General features: G+C 70.2%; 15 protein-coding genes, 1 rRNA gene and 2 pseudogenes. 14 read left to right on the forward strand and 4 right to left on the reverse strand.

From position 1 onward, the window contains the following. Positions 1-206: 206 nt before the first annotated feature. Positions 207-3,896, forward strand: coding sequence for a glycosyltransferase family 2 protein (locus OHA11_RS28645; RefSeq protein ID WP_266501232.1), 3,690 nt, complete (start codon positions 207-209; stop codon positions 3,894-3,896). Continuing rightward, the gene (locus OHA11_RS28650; RefSeq protein ID WP_266501234.1) at positions 3,893-5,422 is read left to right on the forward strand and encodes a DUF5719 family protein; all 1,530 of its coding nucleotides are present in this window, start codon (positions 3,893-3,895) and stop codon (positions 5,420-5,422) included. The genes OHA11_RS28645 and OHA11_RS28650 overlap by 4 nt, the downstream gene beginning before the upstream one ends. A gap of 133 nt (positions 5,423-5,555) precedes the next feature. On the opposite strand, the gene OHA11_RS28655 is transcribed toward OHA11_RS28650, so the two are convergent. Further along, on the reverse strand, positions 5,556-6,008 hold the full coding sequence (locus tag OHA11_RS28655; protein ID WP_266507525.1) for a metallopeptidase family protein: 453 nt from the start codon (positions 6,006-6,008) through the stop codon (positions 5,556-5,558). A gap of 410 nt (positions 6,009-6,418) precedes the next feature. Here OHA11_RS28655 and OHA11_RS28660 point away from each other — a divergent pair, with 410 nt between their 5' ends. The 8 genes and pseudogenes from OHA11_RS28660 to OHA11_RS28695 all read left to right on the forward strand — a co-directional run bounded on the left by OHA11_RS28660 (position 6,419) and on the right by OHA11_RS28695 (position 13,683). After that, positions 6,419-6,796 carry a DUF3499 domain-containing protein gene (locus OHA11_RS28660; protein ID WP_266501235.1) on the forward strand — a complete coding sequence of 126 codons (378 nt, stop codon included), beginning with the start codon at positions 6,419-6,421 and terminating at the stop codon, positions 6,794-6,796. Between the two features lie 130 nt (positions 6,797-6,926). Continuing rightward, a pseudogene (locus OHA11_RS28665) lies at positions 6,927-7,452 on the forward strand (L-lactate permease); the annotation flags it as partial. A 376-nt stretch (positions 7,453-7,828) separates the two neighbouring features. Further along, a pseudogene (locus tag OHA11_RS28670) lies at positions 7,829-8,188 on the forward strand (L-lactate permease); the annotation flags it as partial. A gap of 106 nt (positions 8,189-8,294) precedes the next feature. Then, entirely contained in the window at positions 8,295-9,659 is a 1,365-nt protein-coding gene (locus tag OHA11_RS28675; RefSeq protein ID WP_266501238.1) for a phosphomannomutase/phosphoglucomutase, read from the forward strand. 205 nt (positions 9,660-9,864) lie between these two features. Continuing rightward, a complete protein-coding gene (locus tag OHA11_RS28680) occupies positions 9,865-10,035 on the forward strand; it encodes a Trm112 family protein (RefSeq protein ID WP_266501241.1) in 171 nt (56 codons plus the stop codon). A 79-nt stretch (positions 10,036-10,114) separates the two neighbouring features. Further along, positions 10,115-11,242 (forward strand): SIS domain-containing protein, encoded by a 1,128-nt coding sequence (locus OHA11_RS28685; RefSeq protein ID WP_266501243.1) that lies wholly within the window; start codon positions 10,115-10,117, stop codon positions 11,240-11,242. A gap of 64 nt (positions 11,243-11,306) precedes the next feature. Further along, on the forward strand, positions 11,307-12,458 hold the full coding sequence (gene manA / locus OHA11_RS28690; protein WP_266501246.1) for a mannose-6-phosphate isomerase, class I: 1,152 nt from the start codon (positions 11,307-11,309) through the stop codon (positions 12,456-12,458). A gap of 244 nt (positions 12,459-12,702) precedes the next feature. Next, positions 12,703-13,683: a cation diffusion facilitator family transporter gene (locus tag OHA11_RS28695; protein ID WP_266501249.1), complete on the forward strand. Its 981-nt coding sequence runs from the start codon at positions 12,703-12,705 to the stop codon at positions 13,681-13,683. Positions 13,684-13,833: 150 nt separating this feature from the next. Here the strand turns inward: OHA11_RS28695 and lepB are convergent, their stop codons facing one another. Next, positions 13,834-14,502, reverse strand: a complete 669-nt coding sequence (gene lepB, locus OHA11_RS28700) for a signal peptidase I (RefSeq protein WP_266501251.1) — start codon at positions 14,500-14,502, stop codon at positions 13,834-13,836. A gap of 156 nt (positions 14,503-14,658) precedes the next feature. Then, entirely contained in the window at positions 14,659-16,965 is a 2,307-nt protein-coding gene (locus OHA11_RS28705; protein ID WP_266501254.1) for a fructose-specific PTS transporter subunit EIIC, read from the reverse strand. Positions 16,966-17,380: 415 nt separating this feature from the next. On the opposite strand from OHA11_RS28705, the gene ahcY reads away from it, so the two are divergent. Next, positions 17,381-18,838, forward strand: a complete 1,458-nt coding sequence (ahcY, locus tag OHA11_RS28710) for an adenosylhomocysteinase (protein WP_266501257.1) — start codon at positions 17,381-17,383, stop codon at positions 18,836-18,838. A gap of 81 nt (positions 18,839-18,919) precedes the next feature. Then, a complete protein-coding gene (locus tag OHA11_RS28715; protein WP_266501259.1) occupies positions 18,920-19,534 on the forward strand; it encodes a hypothetical protein in 615 nt (204 codons plus the stop codon). An 8-nt stretch (positions 19,535-19,542) separates the two neighbouring features. Here OHA11_RS28715 and OHA11_RS28720 read toward each other — a convergent pair whose 3' ends face one another. Further along, positions 19,543-20,598 (reverse strand): RDD family protein, encoded by a 1,056-nt coding sequence (locus OHA11_RS28720; protein ID WP_266501261.1) that lies wholly within the window; start codon positions 20,596-20,598, stop codon positions 19,543-19,545. 117 nt (positions 20,599-20,715) lie between these two features. Here OHA11_RS28720 and OHA11_RS28725 point away from each other — a divergent pair, with 117 nt between their 5' ends. Beyond that, complete coding sequence (locus tag OHA11_RS28725; protein ID WP_266501263.1) at positions 20,716-21,723, forward strand: stage II sporulation protein M; 1,008 nt, start codon at positions 20,716-20,718, stop codon at positions 21,721-21,723. A gap of 615 nt (positions 21,724-22,338) precedes the next feature. Further along, positions 22,339-23,866 (forward strand): 16S ribosomal RNA (locus OHA11_RS28730). The last annotated feature ends 183 nt before the right edge of the window (positions 23,867-24,049 follow it).

Below are 24,049 nucleotides of genomic sequence, written 5' to 3' on the forward strand. Positions count from 1 at the left end.
GATCACCATCCGAGCGCCGTCCGACCGAACGGCGCACACCCCTACGTTCCGATACGTAACGAACGGCCCGTCGCAGGTGGGTTATCCACAGGCGGCGGGCCGCTCTCCTGCCCAGCCGTTAGTGTGGGCCTCCGTCCGAGACGCCCCGTTGTCCTCTGGGGACACAGGCGTCCACCGCAGTCCATCGAACCGGGGCCCGTACCTCGATGTCCGCGCACAGCCATTCGGCAGGTCAGTACGACACTGCCACTGCAGCGTTTGACCCAGCCCGCCCGCCCGAGTTTCCACGGCACGTGGTCACCGCCGTGCTCGTCTCGCACGACGGCGCCCGCTGGCTGCCCGACGCCCTCGCCGGGCTGCTCGGCCAGGAACGCCCCGTGCAGAACGCCGTGGCGGCCGACACCGGCAGCGCGGACGACTCCGCCCGGCTGGTCACCGACTCCCTCGGCGCCGACCGGGTGCTGCACCTCGCCCGGCGCACCGGCTTCGGCCAGGCCGTCGAGGAGGCCGTTCGTACGGCCGACGTGCTGACCCCGGACGACCTGCCGTACCTCAAGCGCCCCAGCGGCTGGGACCCGGTCACCCGCACCTGGCGCGACGACGCGTACGACATGCCGGAGCTGCCCCACGGCGAGCCCGTGCAGTGGCTGTGGCTCCTGCACGACGACTGCGCCCCGGAGCCGGACGCCCTGGCCCAGCTGCTGCGCGTCGTGGAGAACGAGGGGGAGCTCGGCAAGGACGTGGCGATCGTCGGCCCCAAGCTCCGCGGCTGGTACGACCGCAGACAGCTCCTGGAAGTCGGCGTCACCATCGCGCACAGCGGCCGCCGCTGGACCGGCCTCGACCGGCGCGAACAGGACCAGGGCCAGCACGACCACGTCAGGCCCGTGCTCGCCGTGTCCACCGCCGGCATGCTGATCCGCCGCGACGTCTTCGAGGAGCTCGGCGGCTTCGACCGGCGGCTGCCCCTGATGCGCGACGACATCGACCTGTGCTGGCGCGCCCAGACCGCGGGCCACCGTGTCCTCGTCGCCCCGGAAGCGGTCGTGCGGCACGCCGAGGCGTCCTCCCGCGAGCGGCGCACCGTCGACTGCGTGGGCCGTACCTCCGCCTCCCCGCACAAGGTCGACAAGGCCGGCGCCGTCTACACCCTGCTCGTCAACACCCGTGGAGCGGTGCTCCCCTGGGTCCTCGTACGGCTCGTCCTGGGCACCCTGCTGCGTACGGTCGCGTACCTCGTCGGCAAGGTCCCCGGACAGGCGGTCGACGAGATCCGCGGCCTCCTGGGGACCCTGCTGCGCCCCGAGCGCATCCTCGCGGGCCGGCGCAGGCGCGGCCGCTCCCAGGTCGACAAGGGCGAGCTGCGCCCGCTGTTCCCGCCGCCCGGCGCGACCGTACGGGCCACGATCGAACAGGCCGCGGGCAACCTCACGGGCCGCTCCGACCCCGAGCTGAACGCGGCGGGGCGGCACGGCAGTGCCGTGGAGTCCGGGCCCGGCGGTGACGACGCCGACTTCCTGGAGGTCGAGCAGTTCGCCCGCCTCAAGCGCGTCGCCCGCAAGCCGGGACCTATGCTCTTCGTGGCGCTCCTCCTCATCTCGCTCGTCGCCTGCCGTGAGCTCTTCGGCGGCGGCGCGCTCTCGGGCGGCGCCCTGCTGCCCGCCCCGGCCGACTCCTCCGAGCTGTGGTCGCGTTACCTGGACGCCTGGCATCCGATCGGCGCCGGCGGTACGCAGTCCGCGCCGCCGTATCTCGCGCTCGTCGCGATGCTCGCGAGCGTGCTGCTGGGCTCCACCGGGCTCGCCGTCACCGTGCTGCTGGTCGGCTCGGTGCCGCTGGCCGGCTTCACCGCCTACTTCGCCTCCCGGCCGCTCGTCCAGTCGCGCCTGCTGCGCGCCTGGGCGTCCGTGGCGTACGCCTTCCTGCCCGCCACCACCGGCGCGCTCGCGGGCGGCCGCATCGGCACGGCCGTACTCGCCGTGCTGCTGCCCCTCATCGCGCGCGCGGGCGTCGCGGCCAGCGGCCTCGGCTCGGAAACGGCCCGCGGCAGCTGGCGCGCCACCTGGACGTACGCACTGCTGCTGACCCTCGCCACCGCGTTCACGCCGATCGTGTGGCCCATCGCGCTCGTGCTGGGCCTCGCCCTGCTGGTCGTGCGCCGCGGCGAGATCACCGCCTATGGCCTGCGCTTCGTGGCACAGCTCGGCACCCCGCTGCTCGTCCTCGCCCCCTGGTCGCTCACGCTGCTGCCGTTCGGCTTCTTCCAGGAGGCCGGGATGGAGTACGGATCGGGGGCGGCCTCCGCGCTCGACCTGCTGGGCGGCAGCCCGGGCGGCCCCGGGACCGTCAGCGGCCTGATGCTCATCGGCATCGTGTGCGCGGCGGTGGCCGCGCTGGTGCGTACAGAGCGTCAGTTGGGAATCTGGACCGCCTGGGCGGCCGGACTTGCGGCGCTCGTTTTCGCCGTCCTGTCCAACGGCTCCGCCTGGGCCGGACCGGCCACCCTCGTCTACGGCCTCGCCTTCCTCGCCGCCGCCGCGCTCGGTGCCGACGGCGCGCGCTCGCGCGTGGCCGAGCAGAGCTTCGGCTGGCGCCAGCCGCTCGCCGTGCTCATCGCGTTCGCCGCGGCCGCCGGGCCCCTGCTCGTCGCCGCCGGGTGGATGATCCGCGGCGCGGACGGACCCCTGGAGCGGCGCGATCCCGTCCAGGTGCCCGCCTTCGTCGCCGAGGAGAGCGGTACCCGTGACCAGGCGCGCACCCTCGTCCTGAACAGCTCCTCGGCGGCCGAGGTCGGCTACATGCTCGTCCGGGGCTCCGGCGCCCGTCTCGGCGACGCCGAACTGGCGGCGGCGGACGGCGAGAACAGGACGCTCGACAAGGTCGTCGCGAACCTCGTGGCCGGCTCCGGCGCCGACCAGGCCGACCAGCTCGGCGGCTTCGCCGTGCGGTACGTCCTCGTGCGCGGCGGCGCGCCCCGCGAGGTCAGCCGCGTCCTGGACGCCACGCCCGGCCTGAGCCGGCTGAGCCAGCAGGACGGCAGCGCCCTGTGGCGCGTCGACCGGCAGGTCGCGCGCGCGGCCATCGTCCCCGGGTCCGGCGACCCGCAGCCCATCGCCGCCGGTCCCGTCGAACTGCACACCAAGATCCCCGCCGGTGCCGACGGCCGCGTCCTGCGCCTCGCCGACACCGCCGACGCGGGCTGGACGGCCACCCTCGACGGGAAGCCGCTCACCAGGACCACGGTCGACGGCTGGGCCCAGGGCTTCGAACTGCCCGCCACCGCGGGCCGGCTGGACGTCACGTTCGAGGCCCCGATCAGCCACACGGGGTGGCTGTGGGCCCAGGGCGCGCTCGCCCTCGTCCTCGTGGTGCTCGCCCTGCCCGGCCGCCGCCGTGACGTCGACGACGACCTCCCCGAGCAGCCCGTCGTCCCCGCCCAGGACGTCTCCGGCGAGGGCCGCAGGGCCCGCAGGCTGCGCGCCCAGGCGGAGGCCGAACAGACGGACCAGCCCGACCAGTTCACCCCCGACGCCCCGCCGTCCGTGCCTCCTCCTTCGGAGGAGGCTCCTGTTCCCGCCCAGGTCCCGCAGCAGCAGGCCTACGGCGACTGGGACACGACGACGTACGCGGGCGCCGAGTACGGCACCTACGGCGGCGAGCAGCAGTACCAGGGCGCCCCGCAGTACCCGGCGGGCACCTACGACCAGCAGCAGTACCCGGCGGACCCGTACCAGACGGGCCAGTACGACCCGTACGCGTCGTACGGCACGGGGAACGCGGCGTACGACCCGACGCAGACGTACGCCCAGGGCTACGACCCGGCGTACGACCCGGACTCGCACCAGCAGCCGCCCCACGGCACCGACAGTGAGCGCCCCGACGGGAGCCAGCAGTGAACCGCACCACCGTGTCCCTGATCGCGGGCGTGGCCGCGCTCGCCGCCGTCACCGGATTCGCCTCGATGTCCGAGCCGGACACCTCCGGCACGGCCACGGCGAAGGCGGCCGCCCTGCTGCCCGTGGAGCGCACCAGCCTGCTGTGCCCGGCTCCCAGCACCTCGGACCTCGCGGAGACCGCGTACACGTCCTTCACGCCCGTCGCCAAGGGCACCGGTGACGGCGGCACGGCCGAACTCCTGGCGGCGGGCAAGGAGTCGGCCGACGGCAAGACCGACGACAAGAAGGACGACGACAAGGGCAGCAGCAAGGGCGACGAGAAGGACGGCAAGGAGAAGCCCGTGCTGACGCCGAAGGAGCCGGGCAAGCCGGTCACCGGCGAGGCCTCCGGCGCCGAGTCGCCCGCGCTCGTCGGTACCGCCGAGGGCAGGTTCGCGCCCGGCTGGACCGTCCAGCAGACCACGCAGATCCCGGCGGGCACCGGCCGCGGCCTGCTCGGCACCAACTGCACGGCCCCGGACACGGAGTTCTGGTTCCCCGGCGCCAGCACCGCCAAGGAGCGCACGGACTACGCACACCTGACCAACCCGGACGCCGCCGCCGCGGTCGCCGACATCGAGCTGTACGGCAAGGACGGCGCCCTCAAGTCGACGGTGGGGGAGGGCATCCAGATCCCGCCGCACTCCAGCGAGGCGGTGCTGCTGTCCACGCTCATAGACCAGCCGCAGACCGACCTCACCGTGCATGTGACGGTCCGCAGTGGCCGGGTCGCCGCCGCCGTCCAGGCCGTCGACGACAAACTCGGCGGCGACTGGCTGGCCTCCTCCACCGACCCCGCGGGCAGCCTCGTCCTGCCGGGCATCCCGAAGGACGCGACGTCCGTGCGCCTGGTCGCCTTCGCGCCCGGTGACGCCGACGCCGACCTGAAGGTGCGGCTCGCCTCTCCGAACGGGACGATCACCCCCGCCGGAAGCGAGACGCTGCACATCAAGGCCGGCATGACCGCCGCCATCGACCTCGGTGACGTCACGCGCGGCGAGGCGGGATCACTGATCCTGACCCCGACCGGGCGGCCCACCCCGGTCGTCGCGGCCCTCCGGGTCGTACGCGGCAAGGGCGACAAGCAAGAGACGGCGTTCATCCCGGCGACCGGCCCGGTGAACACGCGCGCGACGGCCGCCGACAACCGCTCCAAGGGCTCCACGCTCTCCCTGGTGGCCCCCGACAGCGCCGCGAAGGTCAAGGTCACGGCGTCCGCGGGCAGCGGCGGCGGCACGGCCGCGGAGAAGACGTACACCATCAAGGGCGGCACCACGCAGAACGTCGAGCTGCCCGTCCCCAGCGGCCTCAAGGGCACGTACGCCCTCACGGTGGAGCCGCTGTCCGGCGGCCCCGTCCACGCGGCGCGCATGCTCGAAGAGGCGAGCGGCGGCGTACCGATGTTCACGGTGCAGACGCTGCCGGACGACCGGGGAACGGTGGAGGTACCGGACGCGGAACAGGACCTCTCGGTGCTGCAGAAGTAGGCACCGCGGAGGGCCGGGCACCGCCGAGGGCGGGCTGGGCATCGCGGGACCAGGTACTGCGGGAGCGGGACGCCACGCGCGCGTGTGGGTTTTCCGGCCGCAACGCGCGCGTGCGGGCCGGTGCCGGAGGGGGTCAGTCCTCCCCGTAGCGGGGATCCACCGTCTCCGGAGTCAGGCCCAGGAGCTCGGCGACCTGTTCCACCACGACCTCGTGCACGAGCGCGGCCCGCTCGTCGCGCCCCTTGGTGCGGATCTCGACCGGGCGCCGGTAGACGACGACACGGGCGGGCCGGCCCTCACGCGCCGCGATCGTGCCCCCCAGGGGCACCGTCTCGTCGGCCCAGCCCTCGTCGCGCGCCGGGTCGAGCCGGGGCACCTCCAGCACCAGGAACTCGATGTCGGAGAGCTGCGGCCACCGCCGCTCCAGCCGCTCCACGGAGTCCTGCACCAGGTCCGCGAACACCTCGGCCCGGCTCGTCGAGAGCGGCACCTGCGGCGGCGCCACGGGGCCGCGCATCCCCCGCCCGTGTCGATCACGACGACGGGGCCTGGGCTCGGCGGCACGGGGCGGTACGGGGTTGTCCATCACTGACGAAGAGTAGTCCCCAGACCCTCTCCTCGCCTGCACGTCTCCACTGACGGTCACCCCCTCGGAGGCGCGCAGTGAGGACGTCCCGCGGCTCCCGTCGCGTGGCGCGACCAGCGCCCGCGACCCGCGGCGACTCACGCACCGGGCATGCCAGTTGATGACTATTCCAGCCAAGGTTGGGCTCGTTTTCATATACCTCTAGGACCACATAAATAACGGCAATTGACAGCTTTCGCACCAACTGCGGACCACCCCCGGGCCTGCCCGAAATCTCGCCAACACCCTTACCCGCAGGTCAACAAGGCGCGCCCGGAACCACCTGTGTCAGGGGTCACAGCACGACACGGTGGAGTGACCCGGGAGGGAGTCATCGCGGCCCGCTCAAGAGTGCGGTACCGTCCAACATCGTGAGCCCTGTACGTCGCTGTTCGCGCACCGCCTGCGGCCGTCCCGCTGTCGCGACGCTGACGTACGTCTACGCCGACTCGACCGCGGTCCTCGGCCCGCTCGCCACCTACGCCGAACCCCACTGTTACGACCTGTGCGCCGAGCACTCCGAGCGCCTCACCGCCCCGCGTGGCTGGGAGGTCGTCCGGCTCGCCGACGCCTCCGCTCCCTCCCGCCCCAGCGGTGACGACCTGGAGGCGCTGGCCAACGCGGTGCGCGAGGCGGCCCGTCCGCAGGAGCGCGCCGCACAGGCGGGTGGCGGCAACGCCCGCGGCGCGGACCCGATGGAGGTCGCACGCCGCGGCCACCTGCGGGTCCTGCGCTCGCCGGATTCCTGAACCGGCTCGCCAACCGGCTCCCTGGGCGAGGCTCCCCAACTTCCTTCCCCCGAGGGCGACTTCACCCCGTGCGCATTTCGGTGCACGTTCCACTCGGTGCATGTTCCACTCAATGGCGTGTACGACCATTGACGACCCGCGCATCCAGGCACTCGTCGTCGCGTTCTGCTTCGGCGCGCTCCTGGAGGCGCTCGCGGGCTTCGGCGCTCCCGTGGCGATCTGCTCGGTCATGCTGGTCGCGCTCGGCTTCGACCCCGTGCGCGCCGCGATGGTCGCGCTGGTCGCCAACACCGCGCCGGTCGCCTTCGGGGCGATGGGCACACCTGTCGTGACACTGGCTCAAGTCACGGGCCTGCCACTGGATTCCGTCGCCTCCGTAGTGGGCCGTCAGACCCCGCTGCTCGCCCTGGTGGTGCCCCTCCTGCTCGTTTTCCTGGTGGATGGCCGACGCGGTCTGCGCGAGACCTGGATCCCGGCCCTGGCGTGCGGATTCGCCTTCGCCGTCGCCCAGTTCGCCGCCTCCAACTACGTCTCCGCCCAACTCGCCGACATCGGCGCCGCCCTGGCCGGTGCGGGCGCCCTGGTGGCGGTGCCGCACGCCCGCAGGCCCGCCGCCGAGCCCGTACGGGCCGCGGGTCCTCACGGGCATACGCAGTGTAGGAGACCGGAATGTCGAGGGCCCGCGTCCCGAGGTCACCCGAACAATGGTGGCCACGGCTTGCCGACGCGGGCCACCGGTACCTCGACTGGCCCTTCGTCAACTGCCCTTTCTGTGGCGAACGGGCTTGCCGCTCGGGTCATCGGTGGCTCCGATGGGTCCCGGCTGCGTCCAACTGCCATGGACAGTAGGGGTGATTGACTGCACCCCGCGCCTAACGTGGTCAACGCCCCGTATAACCGGGTCCACCGGACGATGCCGGAGTTGTGCCTTCAGGTGACTCGCACGCTGGGAGTGAGAACGTACCTCGTCGCTCAACGGCGGTGTGCTGGTTGAGCCGCCGTTAGCCCTATCGGGCGACCGGCGTGGCTGGCGGGCTTGCCTCCCTGCCGCCGGTGCTCGGCTGGTTCGGCGTGGCGGTCTCCGGATCGGACACCTCGGCCAACGCGCTCTTCGGCGCCCTTCAGGTGACCGCGGCCCGCGAGTCGGGCCTCTCCCCGGAACTCCTCGCTGCCGCCAACACCTCGGGAGGCGTCCTGGGCAAGATGATCTCGCCGCAGAACCTCACCATCGCCTGCGCGGCGGTCGGCCTCGCGGGCCGCGAGGGTGACCTGCCGCGCAAGGTGCTCCCATGGAGCCTCGGACTCCTGCTGGTCATGTGCCTGATCGTCGTCGGACAGAGCTCACCCGTCCTGGAATGGATGCTTCCGAAGGACCTTGTGAAGTCCGTGTGAGGTCCGTGCGCGATGTCCGTATGTGCCCGTCCAGGTCCCGCACAGCCGAGTGTCACTCCGTACGGGTACTTTGGGGGCACCGTTGAGGACTCCAGGAGGGTTGGCCGTGACCGCTGATCTGTCACAGCTCGTTAAGGCGTACGACGTACGCGGGGTGGTCCCGGACCAGTGGGACGAGACGCTGGCCGAGCTGTTCGGCGCGGCCTTCGCACAGGTGACGGGCGCGGACGCGATCGTGACCGGGCACGACATGCGCCCCTCGTCACCGGGCCTGTCGCGGGCCTTCGCGCGCGGGGCGGCGGCGCGCGGCGTCGACGTGACCGAGATCGGGCTGTGCTCGACGGACCAGCTGTACTACGCGTCGGGGGCGTTCGGCCTCGCGGGCGCGATGTTCACGGCCTCGCACAACCCGGCGCAGTACAACGGCATCAAGATGTGCCGCGCGGGCGCCGCCCCGGTCGGCCAGGACACCGGCCTCGCGGAGATCCGCGAACTGGTCGAGTCCTGGATGGACTCCGGAGCCCCGACCTCGGACGCGACACCGGGCACGATCACGCAGCGGGACACGCTGGAGGACTACGCGGCGCACCTGCGCGGCCTCGTGGACCTGACCGCCATCCGCCCCCTGAAGGTCGTGGTCGACGCGGGCAACGGCATGGGCGGGCACACCGTCCCGACCGTCTTCGCCGGCCTGCCCCTGACGCTCGTCCCCATGTACTTCGAGCTGGACGGCACCTTCCCGAATCACGAGGCGAACCCACTGGACCCGGCGAACATCGTCGACCTCCAGAAGCGCGTCCGCGAGGAGGCCGCCGACCTCGGCATCGCCTTCGACGGCGACGCCGACCGCTGCTTCGTCGTGGACGAGCGCGGCGAGCCGGTCTCCCCGTCCGCGATCACGGCCCTGGTCGCCGCCCGCGAACTGGCCAGGCACGGCGGCAAGGGCACCGTCATCCACAACCTGATCACGTCCTGGTCGGTCCCGGAGGTCGTCCGGGAGAACGGCGGCACGCCGGTACGCACGCGCGTGGGCCACTCCTTCATCAAGGCCGAGATGGCCACGTCCGGCGCGATCTTCGGCGGCGAGCACTCCGCGCACTACTACTTCAAGGACTTCTGGAACGCGGACACGGGCATGCTCGCCGCCCTCCACGTCCTCGCCGCCCTCGGGGGCCAGGAGGGCACGCTCTCCGCCCTCGTCGCCCAGTACGACCGCTACGCCGGCTCCGGCGAGATCAACTCCACGGTCGACGACCAGGCGGGCCGCCTGGCCGCGATCAAGACGGCGTACGAGGGCCGCGAGGGCATCACCCTCGACGAACTCGACGGCCTCACCGTCACCGCCACCGACTGGTGGTTCAACGTCCGCCCGTCCAACACGGAGCCGCTCCTCCGCCTGAACGCGGAAGCACGGGACGAGACGACGGTGGCGAAGGTACGGGACGAGGTACTGGCGATCATCAGGGGCTGACCATCAGCCTGTCCGGCGTTTGAGGACGAGGCCGTTCAGGCCGACAGCGGGGGTCTGGGGGGCGGCAGCCACCAGGGACGGGAAGGGGAGGGGCGGCGGTGGGGTGAACTCTTCCCCACACCCACCCCTCCCCACAGCGGTACCCTGACCAGGCCACATCACCCGCACAACCCCGCCCCCGAACCCGCCCCCGAAGGGACCCGACATGCCGCTCGAAGCCGGCCTCCTGGAGATCCTCGCCTGCCCGGCCTGCCACGCCCCCCTCAAGGAGCAGGACACCGAACTGACCTGCACCGGCCAGGACTGCGGCCTCGCCTACCCCGTCCGGGACGACATCCCGGTCCTCCTCGTGGACGAGGCCCGCCGCCCGGCATAAGGCCCACCGAACGGCCCGCCGCCAAGGCGACCGCAAGGACGAGCCCCAAGGACGAACCGGCGACCGGAGGCTGCCGCCCATGCTCGACGAATCGCTGCTCGACGCCCCCGAGGCCCTGTCGGCGGCCGACCGCCGCGGCCTGCTCCGCGGCGCGGCCGAAGCGGGCGCCCGAGTCCGCACGGCGGCCCGGCACGCAGCCGAGGCGGGCATCCCCGAGCTCAAACCGGACGGCCGCCCGCGAGCCGTCCTGATCGCGGGCCCCGGCGCCGCCGCGATCAGCGCCGCGGACCTGCTCGGCACCCTGGCCGGGGCGGGCTGCCCCGTCATCCGACTGGCCCCCACCGGCGTGGCCCCGGCCGCGGGCGCACTCCGCTGGGAGCTGCCCGGCTGGGCGGGCCCCGTCGACCTGCTCCTGATCGCCACCCCGGACGGCAGCGAGCCCGGCCTCTCGCTCCTGGTCGAGCAGGCCTACCGCCGCGGCTGCACGGTCGCCGCCGTGGCCCCGGCCCGCTCCCCGCTGACGGAGTCGGTGGACGGCGCCCACGGCCTCTTCGTACAGATGGCGACCGCCCCGTACGAGCCGGGGGCGCCCTCCGCCGCGTCAGCCCCCGGCGTGCTGTGGGCGCTGCTCACGCCGCTGCTCGCGCTCCTCGACCGCACCGGTCTGGTCACCGCGCCGCCCGAGGCCCTCCAGAAGGTCGCCGACCGGCTCGACCAGATCGCGGAGCGCTGCGGCCCGGCCGTCGCGACGTACAACAACCCCGCCAAGACCCTCGCGGCCGAGCTGGCCGAGGCGCTGCCGGTGATCTGGACCGAGGGCACGTCCGCGGGCCCGGCCGGCCGCCGTTTCGTCGGTGCGCTGGCCGAGCTGGCGGGCCGCCCCGCGCTCGCCGCCGAACTGCCCGAGGCGCTCGACGCGCACAGCGTCCTGCTCTCGGGCGCGCTGGCCGCCGGCGCGGACCCGGACGACTTCTTCCGTGACCGCGTCGAGGAGGCACAGGTCATGCACGCGCGCGTGGTCCTCCTCCGCGACCGCCCGACCAGCGGCCTCAGCGCCGCCCCCGCCGCCCGTGAACTGGCCCTCAGCCACGACACACCGATCAGCGAACTCGAACCGGAGGACGGCGGCGACCTGGAGACCCTCGCCGAGCTGATCGCCATCACGGATTTCGCCGCCGTTTACCTGGCGCTCGCCTCCGGGGCCTGACCTTTAGCCACGCCTGGTGACCAGCGCTCGCTGAGCAGCGTACGTACGGAGAAGAAGACAGAGCATGGACCGCCTCGACAACACGATCCGCCCCTACGCCTGGGGTTCCACCACGGCCATCCCGCGCCTCCTCGGCGTCGAGCCGACCGGCGAGCCGCAGGCCGAGATGTGGATGGGCGCCCACCCGGGCGCGCCGTCGCGCACGCCTCGCGGCCCGCTCACCGAGGTGATCGACGAGGCGCCCGAGCAGGAACTCGGCCGGGCGGCCGTCGCCAAGTTCGGCCCACGCCTCCCGTTCCTCCTCAAGCTCCTCGCCGCGGGCGCCCCCCTCTCCCTCCAGGTGCACCCCGACCTCGCCCAGGCCAAGGAGGGGTACGAGGACGAGGAGCGCCGAGGCGTCCCGATCGACGCCCCGTACCGCAACTACAAGGACGCCAACCACAAGCCCGAACTGATCTGCGCGCTCACGGAGTTCGACGGCCTGTGCGGATTCCGGGCCCCGACGGAGGCCGCCGACCTGCTCGCGGCCCTTGAGGTCGACTCCCTCAAGCCGTACGTCGACCTGCTGCACGCGCACCCCGAAGAGGCCGCGCTGCGCGAGGTGTTGACGGCCGTGCTGTCCGCGGACCGCGAACAGATGGCCGCCACGGTCACCGAGGCCGCCGCGGCCTGCGTCCGGCTCGGCGGTGCCCACGCCCCGTACGCCGATCTCGCCCACCACTACCCGGGCGACCCGGGCGTCATCGCCGCCATCCTGCTCAACCACGTCCGACTGCAGCCCGGCGAGGCCCTGTTCCTCGGCGCCGGCGTGCCGCACGCGTATCTGAACGGCCTCGGCGTCGAGATCATGGCCAACTCCGACAACGTCCTGCGCTGCGGCCTCACCCCCAAGCACGTCGACGTCCCCGAACTCCTGCGGATCGTCCGCTTCGAGGCGAGCGACCCGGGCGTACTGCGCCCCGAGGCGTCCCCCGACGGCGAGGAGGTCTACGAGACCCCCATCGACGAGTTCCGCCTCTCCCGTTACGTCCTCGTGGCAGGTGCCCCGGCCCACGACCTCACCCTCGGCACCCCGCAGATCCTGCTGTGCACCGCGGGTTCCGTACAGGTGGGCGACCACCCGCTCGCCCCCGGCGGGTCCGTCTTCGTACCGGCGGGCGAAAAGGCGGAACTGTCCGGGGAAGGAATGGTTTTCCGGGCCACTGTCGTCGCCTGAGCCCCGGTCCGGCACGGGAGCGACGGCGAGGTTGGAGGCGGGCGCGGCAGCTCTCCCCGTGGCTCGAAACGGTCACTGTGGAGACTGGGCGTACCGATGTCGGCGGGGGCTGCAACAATGGCCCACCGCAAAGGGCAGGCAAAGCCCGGGCGGCAGCCGGGACGGCAGAAGGCCGGTCGAGACGACTGGCCGAGACGGCCGGTCGACAGGTCGACAGTGGCAGACGAAGGGACATCGGGAACACATGAGCGCGTCAGGCGGCACCAAGGCGATCGTGGCGGCACTCGCCGCCAACCTCGCGATCGCGGTAGCGAAGTTCGTGGCGTTCCTCTTCAGCGGTTCGTCGTCGATGCTCGCCGAGTCCGTGCACTCGCTCGCCGACTCCGGTAACCAGGGCCTGCTGCTCCTCGGCGGCAAGAAGGCCCAGCGTGAGGCGACCCCGCAGCATCCCTTCGGCTATGGCCGCGAGCGGTACATCTACGCCTTCCTCGTCTCGATCGTCCTCTTCTCGGTCGGCGGCATGTTCGCGATCTACGAGGGCTACGAGAAGATCAAGCACCCGCACGAGATCACCCACTGGTACTGGCCGGTGGGCGTCCTCGTCTTCGCGATCATCGCCGAGACCTTCTCCTTCCGGACGGCCATCAAGGAGTCCAACACGCTGCGCGGCAAGCAGTCCTGGACGGAGTTCGTACGCCACGCCAAGGCCCCCGAGCTGCCGGTCGTGCTCCTTGAGGACCTCGGCGCGCTCGTCGGTCTGGTCCTTGCGCTCATCGGTGTGGGCCTGGCCCTGGGCACGGGCGACGGCGTCTGGGACGGCATCGGCACCCTCTGCATCGGCATCCTGCTCATCGTCATCGCGATCGTCCTGGCCGCCGAGACCAAGTCGCTGCTCCTGGGCGAGGCCGCCGGCGTCGAGGACGTCAAGAAGATCGAGGCCGCGCTCGTCGACGGCGACACCGTCCCCGGCATCATCCACATGCGCACGCTCCACCTCGGCCCCGAGGAACTGCTGGTCGCAGCCAAGATCGCCGTCAAGCACGACGAAACGGCCACCGAGGTCGCCGCCGCGATCAACGCCGCCGAGGCCCGCATCCGCGAGGCCGTCCCGATCGCCCGCGTCATCTACCTCGAACCCGACATCTACAGCGAGACCGAGGCCGCGAAGGGCCCGGACCGAGAGGCCACCCCGGGCGGCCCGGCCGCACCCACCGCCGACCACTGACTTCCCGTACGAGGAGCCGACCACTGACTTCCCGTACGAGGAAGGGGGCGCCCCCTTCCTCGTACGAGACCGGGGCCCGCCGAGCGATTCGGCGGGCCTTTCCGCGTACAGGCGCCTGTACGTCTGTGCCGCACGTCCGTGCCGCGCCGCCTATGTGTGCACGGGCCAGGGTGGCGGAGGAGGCACCGACCGCCGTCGTACGACCCGGGCCGCGATCCCGCAGCCGAGCCCGACCAGCGCGAGCACCAGCCCGAGCACCGCGCCCAGGAGCGCGAACAGCGCGCCGCCCAGGCCGTCCACCACCCGCCCCCGCACGGCCCCGGCCGACACCGCGCCCGCCGTGTCTCCGCTCCCGTAGAACCGGGAGTCGATCGAGTTCCCCCGGTGGTCGCCGAGCAGGAACAACTGCCCGTCGGGCACCTTCAGGTCGTACGGCCGCCCGATCCCGTCGGCGACACCGTCCCGTACGTACGACTCCTTGAGCGGCCGCCCGTTGAGCGTCACCCGCTCGTCCGTGCCACTGCCCTCGCAGCACGCCACCCGGTCACCGCCGACGCCCACGACCCGCTTGAGTACAGGCGCGTCGAGGTCGGGGAGGGGCGAGTCGACGAGGACGACATCGCCCCGGCGGACCTGGTCCCCGTCCATCAACTCCACGACCAGCCGGTCCCCGGTGGTGTACGTGGGAGACATACTCGTACTCGCCACGGTGACCCACGTATAGGCCGATCGCACATACAGCACCGAGCCGATCAGCAACACGAGCCCCAACGGTCCCAACACCCAGGCCGTGAGCGCCAGTCTGCGTCCCTCCCGCATCCCTGCCCCCTCCCTCCCCTTGCGGCACTTCCGCGAGTGCGGAGAGTAAGGCGTCCCGATGAACGGGAGGGGCTTCGGATCTGAGGGACCTCGAACGGGAGGGGCCTCGCGACCTCCGAGAGGTGCGAGGCCCCGGACGCATCCGCGCGGCTTCGGCTACCGGATCTCGCGCAGCACGTCGAGAACCGCCGCCTCGTCGGGAGCCGCCGTCAGCCGTTCCCGGAACCCGGCGTCCATCAACTTCCGGGACAGCAGCGCCAGGATCCGCAGATGCTCATCCCCTGCGGCGGCCTGCGGCACGGCGATCATGAACACGAGCCGGGCCTTCGTACCGTCGAGCGAACCCCACTCGACGCCCTCCGCGGACCGCGCGAACCCGACGACGGGCGCCGTCACCGCGTCGGTCTTGGCGTGCGGGATCGCGATCTCCTCACCCAGCCCCGTCGTGCCCTGCTCCTCGCGCCGCAGCGCCGCCGCCACCAACTCCTCGACGTCCGTGACCTTCCCGGTGCCGCCCAGCAGCCCGGCCATCTCCCGGATCGCGGCCTCCTTGTCACCGGAGCCGAGCCGAACCTTGACGGTCCGCGCGGTGAGATAGCCGGACAGGACTTCGCCGTCCGAGGTACCGGCGGCTGCGTCCGGGGACGTGTCGGCGGACACGTCGGCGGATGTGTCGGTTGATGCCTCGGGGGAGGCATCGGGGGAGGCATCGGCGGGGCTCTTCGAGCCCGGACCGTCGCCGTCTCCCGTTCCGCTGCCGTCGCCGCTGTTGCTGCCGGTGTCGACGGTGTCGACGGTTGTGGAACCTGTCGATCCGGGAGCCGATGCAGTCCGCTGGGCGGGAGCGTGCGCGGTGGCCGTCCCGCCGCCAACGCCGAGGCCGTCACTCCCGACACCCGCACCCACATCCGAACCCACACCCACACCCGCGAGGGCGAGTTCCGGCTGCGGCGACAACCCGTCGACCATCGACTGCCCCCTCCGCCTGCGCTCAGCCATATCGACGAGCGCGACCGTCGTCACGGCGGTCACCACGGTCCCGATCACCACGGCCACGAAGAACATCGGTACGCCGCTCACGGCACCCAGCACCGCCACGATCGGCCCGCCGTGCGGTACCGCGTCCTCGACCCCGGCCAGACCCGCGACCGCTCCGGCCACCGCGCCGCCCAGCATGTTGGCGGGGATGACCTGCGCCGGCCGTGCGGCGGCGAACGGAATGGCGCCCTCGGATATCCCGAACAACCCCATGAACAGCGAGGCAAGACCCGTCTCGCGCTCCTGTTCCGTGTAGAGCCGCTTCCGGATCAGAGTGGCGAGGCCCTGCCCGAGCGGCATCACCGGAATCGCGGCCGCGCACATGCCCATGACCTCCTGGTTGCCGGTCGCGATGAGCCCCGCACCGAACAGGAACGCCGTCTTGTTGACCGGCCCGCCCATGTCGAACGCGATCATCAGCCCCAGGATCGCGCCGAGCAGCACGGCACTGGTCCCGGTCATCCCGCTGAGCCAGTCCGTCAGATGCTCGAAGACCCAGGAGATGGGCCGGCCGATCACGTAGATGAAGAACAGCCCGAGCGCCGTCGTCGCCACGATCGGGATCACGATGATCGGCATGATCGGCCGGACGAACTTCGGAACCTCGACCTTCTTGATCCACAGCACCAGATAGCCGGCGAGGAACCCGGTCACGATCGCCCCGATGAAGCCGGCGCCCGCCTCGGAGTCGTACAGCGAACCGGTGTTGGCGATCCACCCGCCGACCATGCCGGGCACCAGCGCGGGCCGGTCCCCGATCGCGTACGCGATATAGCCGGACAGGATCGGCACCATCAGCTGGAAGCCGATGACGCCGATGTTGTTGACGTCCATCCAGAAGGAGTCCTTCGGGATGACCAGCCCGCCGGACGGATCGGTGTGCCCGCCGAGCGTCAGCGAGATCGCGATCAGCAGCCCGCCGACCACGACGAACGGAATCATGTAACTGACGCCGTTCATCAGCGCCTTGTACCCGACGCTCCGCTCCCGGCCGCCACCGCCACTGCCACCGCCGCTTCGGTTCGTGGATACGGATGCACTGGTTCCGCCCCCATCTCCTCCGTGCACGGGCGCGGTCCGTACCTGCTCGATCAGCCGCTCGGGGTGGTGGATTCCCGCGGCGACGCCGACCGTCAGGACTCGCTTTCCGGCGAACCGGCTCAGGTCCACGTCCTTGTCGGCGGCGATGATGATGCCGTCAGCGGACTTGACATCGTTGTCAGAGAGTATGTTTTCGGCCCCGATCGAGCCCTGGGTCTCCACCTTGATGTCGACACCGAGCCGCTCCGCCGCCTGCGAGAGCTTCTCCGCCGCCATGTACGTGTGGGCTATGCCGGTCGGGCAGGCGGTCACCGCGAGCAGCTTCAACTGCTGCCGCTCGCCACTGCCGCCGCCCGTGGGGGGAAGGCCGGCCGGACTGGTCACGTCGATCTCCTAACGCTTTGTTGTGAGGGATCGCGATCCGCGAGCTCGCGCACATGGTCCCGATCCCCGGCATCCTGCAACAGCCCCCTGCGCAGGGCCAAAAGTTCAAACGTCCCGTTCTGCCCAAGCTTGTTACCCCCTGCTCCCCACCCTGCGGACCCTCGGACTCCGCTTCTTTCTGTCCGGAGGCGGGCTGGGGCCCGCTGCGCCGATCGGTGTAGATTCGTAACCGAGCCAGACGTCGCTGCTGATGGCGGTCGGGCGGTCCCGTACGGGCCGGCCGAGGGAGAGAGGGCCTCCGACGGACTGCGCTGCGCAAGGCACCGGGCATTCGTGTGCCCCGTGGGCGCACATCGTGCCCGCCGCCGCGCAGAGCCAGCCCATCCACCTCGCCCCAACCCGAGGAGCAGCTCGAATGACCACTGTCGACAACCGACAGGACTTCAAGGTCGCCGATCTTTCCCTGGCCGAGTTCGGCCGCAAGGAGATCACTCTCGCCGAGCACGAGATGCCCGGCCTGATGTCGATCCGCAAGGAGTTCGCCGCCACCCAGCCGCTGGCCGGTGCCCGCATCATGGGCTCGCTGCACATGACCGTGCAGACCGCCGTCCTGATCGAGACCCTGGTCGCCCTGGGCGCCGAGGTCCGCTGGGTGTCCTGCAACATCTTCTCCACCCAGGACCACGCCGCCGCCGCCGTCGCGGTCGGCCCGAACGGCACGCCCGACAACCCCCAGGGCATCCCGGTCTTCGCCTGGAAGGGCGAGACGCTGGAGGAGTACTGGTGGTGCACGGAGCAGGCGCTGACCTGGCCGAACACCCCCACCGGCGGCCCGAACATGATCCTGGACGACGGCGGTGACGCCACCATGCTCGTCCACAAGGGCGTCGAGTACGAGAAGGCCGGCAAGGTCCCCTCCGCCGACACCGCGGAGTCCGACGAGCACCGCGTCGTCCTGGAGCTGCTGACCCGGACGATCTCGAACGGCTCGCAGAAGTGGACCCAGGTCGCCTCGGAGATCCGCGGCGTGACCGAGGAGACCACGACCGGCGTCCACCGCCTGTACGAGATGCACCGCGAGGGCTCGCTGCTGTTCCCGGCGATCAACGTGAACGACGCCGTCACCAAGTCGAAGTTCGACAACAAGTACGGCTGCCGCCACTCCCTGATCGACGGCATCAACCGCGCCACCGACGTCCTCATCGGCGGCAAGACCGCGGTCGTCTTCGGCTACGGCGACGTGGGCAAGGGCTGCGCGGAGTCCCTGCGCGGGCAGGGCGCCCGCGTCATCGTCACTGAGATCGACCCGATCTGCGCGCTGCAGGCGGCGATGGACGGCTACCAGGTCACGACGCTGGACGAGGTCGTCGACAAGGCCGACATCTTCATCACCACGACCGGCAACAAGGACATCATCATGGCCGCGGACATGGCCAAGATGAAGCACCAGGCGATCGTGGGCAACATTGGTCACTTCGACAACGAGATCGACATGGCCGGCCTCGCGCAGATCCCGGGCATCGTCAAGGACGAGGTCAAGCCGCAGGTCCACACCTGGAAGTTCCCCGACGGCAAGGTGCTGATCGTCCTGTCCGAGGGGCGTCTGCTGAACCTGGGCAACGCGACCGGCCACCCGTCGTTCGTGATGTCCAACTCCTTCGCGGACCAGACCCTGGCCCAGATCGAGCTGTTCACCAAGCCGTCCGAGTACCCGACCGACGTCTACGTGCTGCCCAAGCACCTCGACGAGAAGGTCGCCCGTCTCCACCTCGACGCGCTCGGCGTGAAGCTCACCACGCTCCGCCCCGAGCAGGCCAGCTACATCGGCGTCCAGGTCGAGGGCCCGTACAAGTCGGACCACTACCGCTACTGAGCCCAGTGCTCAGCCAACGGTTGTCAGCAGGCCCTCGCCGTCACCGGCGGGGGCCTGCCCCCTACGAGGACCCGAGCCACCATGCCCCGCGGCCGATATTCGCTCCATGATCCGCACGATCACACCCCCCTCGCCGAAGAGAACTTCCACTGCGCGCCCGGCCCCTCCGGCTGGCGCTACGTCTCCCAACTGACCACCCCCTCCGGCGACCCTGCCGGTTCAGTCGACCTCGCCCTCGACGACCTCGGCCGCCCCATCCGTCTCGAACTGCACGCCTCGGGCTGGCAGGTCCGCGGTGCCGCCCTCGACGGCGTCACCTGGGTCCGCACCGACCCCACGGGAACTCACGCCACCGAAGGCAATGTCCGCGCCCACGCCTTCACCGGCACATCCCCCGCGTTCCTCATCGCCACCGCACGTCTGCTGCGCCTCACCCCCGATGCCTCCGCCACGCGTGTCCGCCTCGTCGCCTTCACGGACCCGGTCCTCGCCCCGCGCACCCTCGACCAGTCCTGGGCCCTGATCACGAGAGAAACACACGCCACTGACAACGGCCCCCTGGCGGTGGAGGAATACCAGGTCACAGCCCTGGACACCGGCGAGCAGCACACCGTGCACCTCTCCGGCGACGTGGTCCTCTCTGCGCCCGGCATCGAGCTCGAGGACCTCGAATCACCGCCGTCGACGTTCGCCTGACAAAGGCGTCACGCGGGCGGTACGAACCCGGTGGTGGACCTCGCCGCGTCGGCACCCTGCGGGGCTGAATCCGGTGCCGGTGCCGGTGCCGGTGCCTGCGCCTGCGCCTTCGCGGGAGCCGCGGCCGCGCCTCCCGCACCGGGCGGCGGCGTCGGTCCCGTGGCCGAGGGGTGAGGAGCCGCCGGATGATCCGAACCCGGCGGGGAGGAGTAAGCCGACCCGGGCGACGGAACCATCCCGTACGGCATCACAGGCCCGCCCCCTCCCGGCACGCCGTCCCACTGGCTGCCGACGGCAGACCCACCACCTGCACCTCCGCTGCCGAACGCCCGCCGGGCCTCCCGCGCCTGCCGCTCATGCACCACGGCCGCCAGATACGCCGCCGGCGGCACGCCCTGCGGTGCCGGTGCCCCGGTGCGCTCCGCGACATCGGCCGCGAGCCGCTCCGCCATCGCCCAGCCGACCTGCGGGTCCAGCTGCTGCATCCGCGTCAGGTACTGCCGGACAGCCAGCCACAGCCCATCCGGAACGCCGGACAGATCAAGCCCGGAAAACCGCCCCGCCAGCCAAGGCGGAGGGGGAGGAACGAAGGACGTACGCCCGGCCGGAATCCGTTCCCGTACGACCAGAGTCCCCGCGAACACATCACCGAGCCGCCGCCCCCGCTCCGACACCAGCGACGCGATGCACGCCACGATCCCGAACGTCATCAGGATCTCGACGACGCCGACCGCCCCACGCACCAGCGCATGCCGGAACCGGATCGGCCCACCGTCGTCCCGCACCACTCGCAGCCCGAACGCCATCTTCCCCAGCGACCGCCCATGACTGAGCGTCTCCACGGCGATCGGCCCGCCCACCAGCAAGAGAATGAACGCGGCGATCGACACCGCCATCCGCGCCGCCTCGTCGAGAGCGGCTGTGGACGCCACCAGGGCAATGGTCACAGCGATATAGGCGGCCACCGCCACCGCCAGGTCGAGCACCACGGCCAGTACCCGGGTCGGCAGCTTCACGGGACGCAGCTCCAGCGCCACCGCCTCGCCCGTCACAAGCTCACTCACGCCCGCCGTCCTTCCCCGAACCGCCCCGAGAACAGCCAGTCTGCCAAGCTGAGGGCAGATCACGCCGCAGTGCGACAAGCTGACCACACGACGAGCAGCCGAGGAGCAGCGAACCCGATGGACCTCGACGTCTTCGTGTCCGCCCACCGAGCCGAATGGGATCGGCTCGACGTACTGCTCGGCCGCCAACGTCGTCTCACCGGCGCCGAGGCCGACGAACTGGTCGCCCTCTACCAGCGCACGGCGACCCATCTCTCCCTGATCCAGTCGAGCGCCCCGGACCCCCAGCTCACCGGCCGCCTCAGTCAACTGGTGGCACGCGCGCGTAGTGCGGTGACAGGCACCCGCCGCGCCTCCTGGCGCGATGTCACCCGCTTCCTCACACACGGTTTCCCCGCCGCGGTCTACCGCTCACGCCATTGGTGGGTCCCCACCGCGCTGCTCTCCACGGCGGTCGCCGTCCTCCTGGGGTGGTGGATCGGCACCCACCCGGAGATCCAGTCCTCGATCGCGGCCCCAAGCGAACTGCAGGAGCTCACGCGCCCCGGCGGCGAGTACGAGACCTACTACTCAAGCCATCCAGCGGCGTCCTTCGCGGCCCAGGTGTGGACGAACAACGCCCAGGCCGCCGCGATGTGCCTGGTACTCGGCGCCTTCCTCTGCCTGCCGGTCGTCTGGATCCTCTTCCAGAACATGCTCAACGTGGGCGTGGGCATCGGCCTGATGTCCTCGGCCGGCCGCCTCGACACCTTCCTCGGCCTGATCCTCCCGCACGGCCTCCTGGAACTGACCGCAGTCTTCGTAGCGGCCGGTACGGGACTACGCCTCGGCTGGACTGTCATCGACCCGGGCCCCCGCACCCGCCGTTCCGCTCTCGCCGAGGAGGGCCGAGCCGCCCTGGGCATGGCGATAGGCCTGGCCCTGGTCCTCTTCGTCTCAGGCGCCATCGAAGGCTTCGTCACCCCGTCCGGCCTCCCGACCTGGGCTCGCATCGGCATAGGCATAGCCGCCGAGCTGCTCTTCCTCGCGTACGTCTACATCCTGGGCGGTCGCGCGGCACGTGCAGGCGAGACGGGCGACGTCGAGGAAGCCGAACGCAGCGCTTCCGTACCGACCGCTGCCTGATGTGCAGGCACGCCGACCAAGCTGCTACTGTCCTCCTCGCCCCACAAAAACCGTTGACACGGGACGTGTGGGGAGGTAGATTTGAACAGTTGCCTAGAACTGGACAAGTTCGGTGGCGGCGGTTAGCGTCTGTCAGCTTCCTGGAATTGGATTCCGGAGAAGCCCTTCCCGATAAATCAGGAACGAGTGGCCGGTCAGGCCGGTCAAAAACTTCTGATAAAGTCGGACTCGCCGAAAGAAAGCCACGAGGCAATCGAATAGGCAAAGGCCTGCCAACTGGCCGCTGGAAATGAATTCCGACCGGAAACGGAACGGGAAACGGATCTGGTAAGGTTGGAAACACCGAAGGGAAGCGCCCGGAGGAAAGCCGCGAGAGATTATCTCGGGTGAGTACGAAGGAAGCGTCCGTTCCTTGAGAACTCAACAGCGTGCCAAAAATCAACGCCAGATATGTTGATACCCCGTCCACCGCATTATGTGGTGGGTGGAGGTTCCTTTGAAAAAGTCCTGCCGGGCATGGTCCTGGCAGGCGCACAGCGAGGACGTTGTGAACAGCCGGGCTTATTCCGCCTGACTGTTCCGCTCTCGTGGTGTTGTCCCGATTACGGGAATACATTCACGGAGAGTTTGATCCTGGCTCAGGACGAACGCTGGCGGCGTGCTTAACACATGCAAGTCGAACGATGAAGCCCTTCGGGGTGGATTAGTGGCGAACGGGTGAGTAACACGTGGGCAATCTGCCCTTCACTCTGGGACAAGCCCTGGAAACGGGGTCTAATACCGGATAACACTCCTGCCCGCATGGGTGGGGGTTGAAAGCTCCGGCGGTGAGGGATGAGCCCGCGGCCTATCAGCTTGTTGGTGAGGTAGAAGCTCACCAAGGCGACGACGGGTAGCCGGCCTGAGAGGGCGACCGGCCACACTGGGACTGAGACACGGCCCAGACTCCTACGGGAGGCAGCAGTGGGGAATATTGCACAATGGGCGGAAGCCTGATGCAGCGACGCCGCGTGAGGGATGACGGCCTTCGGGTTGTAAACCTCTTTCAGCAGGGAAGAAGCGCAAGTGACGGTACCTGCAGAAGAAGCGCCGGCTAACTACGTGCCAGCAGCCGCGGTAATACGTAGGGCGCAAGCGTTGTCCGGAATTATTGGGCGTAAAGAGCTCGTAGGCGGTCTGTCGCGTCGGATGTGAAAGCCCGGGGCTTAACCCCGGGTCTGCATTCGATACGGGCAGACTAGAGTGTGGTAGGGGAGATCGGAATTCCTGGTGTAGCGGTGAAATGCGCAGATATCAGGAGGAACACCGGTGGCGAAGGCGGATCTCTGGGCCATTACTGACGCTGAGGAGCGAAAGCGTGGGGAGCGAACAGGATTAGATACCCTGGTAGTCCACGCCGTAAACGGTGGGAACTAGGTGTTGGCGACATTCCACGTCGTCGGTGCCGCAGCTAACGCATTAAGTTCCCCGCCTGGGGAGTACGGCCGCAAGGCTAAAACTCAAAGGAATTGACGGGGGCCCGCACAAGCAGCGGAGCATGTGGCTTAATTCGACGCAACGCGAAGAACCTTACCAAGGCTTGACATCGCCCGGAAAGCATCAGAGATGGTGCCCCCCTTGTGGTCGGGTGACAGGTGGTGCATGGCTGTCGTCAGCTCGTGTCGTGAGATGTTGGGTTAAGTCCCGCAACGAGCGCAACCCTTGTTCTGTGTTGCCAGCAACTCCTTCGGGAGGTTGGGGACTCACAGGAGACTGCCGGGGTCAACTCGGAGGAAGGTGGGGACGACGTCAAGTCATCATGCCCCTTATGTCTTGGGCTGCACACGTGCTACAATGGCAGGTACAATGAGCTGCGATGTCGCAAGGCGGAGCGAATCTCAAAAAGCCTGTCTCAGTTCGGATTGGGGTCTGCAACTCGACCCCATGAAGTCGGAGTTGCTAGTAATCGCAGATCAGCATTGCTGCGGTGAATACGTTCCCGGGCCTTGTACACACCGCCCGTCACGTCACGAAAGTCGGTAACACCCGAAGCCGGTGGCCCAACCCCCTTGTGGGGAGGGAGCTGTCGAAGGTGGGACTGGCGATTGGGACGAAGTCGTAACAAGGTAGCCGTACCGGAAGGTGCGGCTGGATCACCTCCTTTCTAAGGAGCATCTAGGCCGCCGGGTTCACTTGGTGGTCCAGGGCCATTACGTCGGCACACGTCCGACGGTGGTTGCTCATGGGTGGAACGTTGATTATTCGGCACTCTCAGTCATCTCGGCTGCCAGTACTGTCCTTCGGGGCGTGGAAAGCTGATCACGAGTGGCGAGGGTGCCGGGCACGC

Source organism: Streptomyces sp. NBC_00878, from assembly GCF_026341515.1.
Taxonomy (GTDB): domain Bacteria; phylum Actinomycetota; class Actinomycetes; order Streptomycetales; family Streptomycetaceae; genus Streptomyces.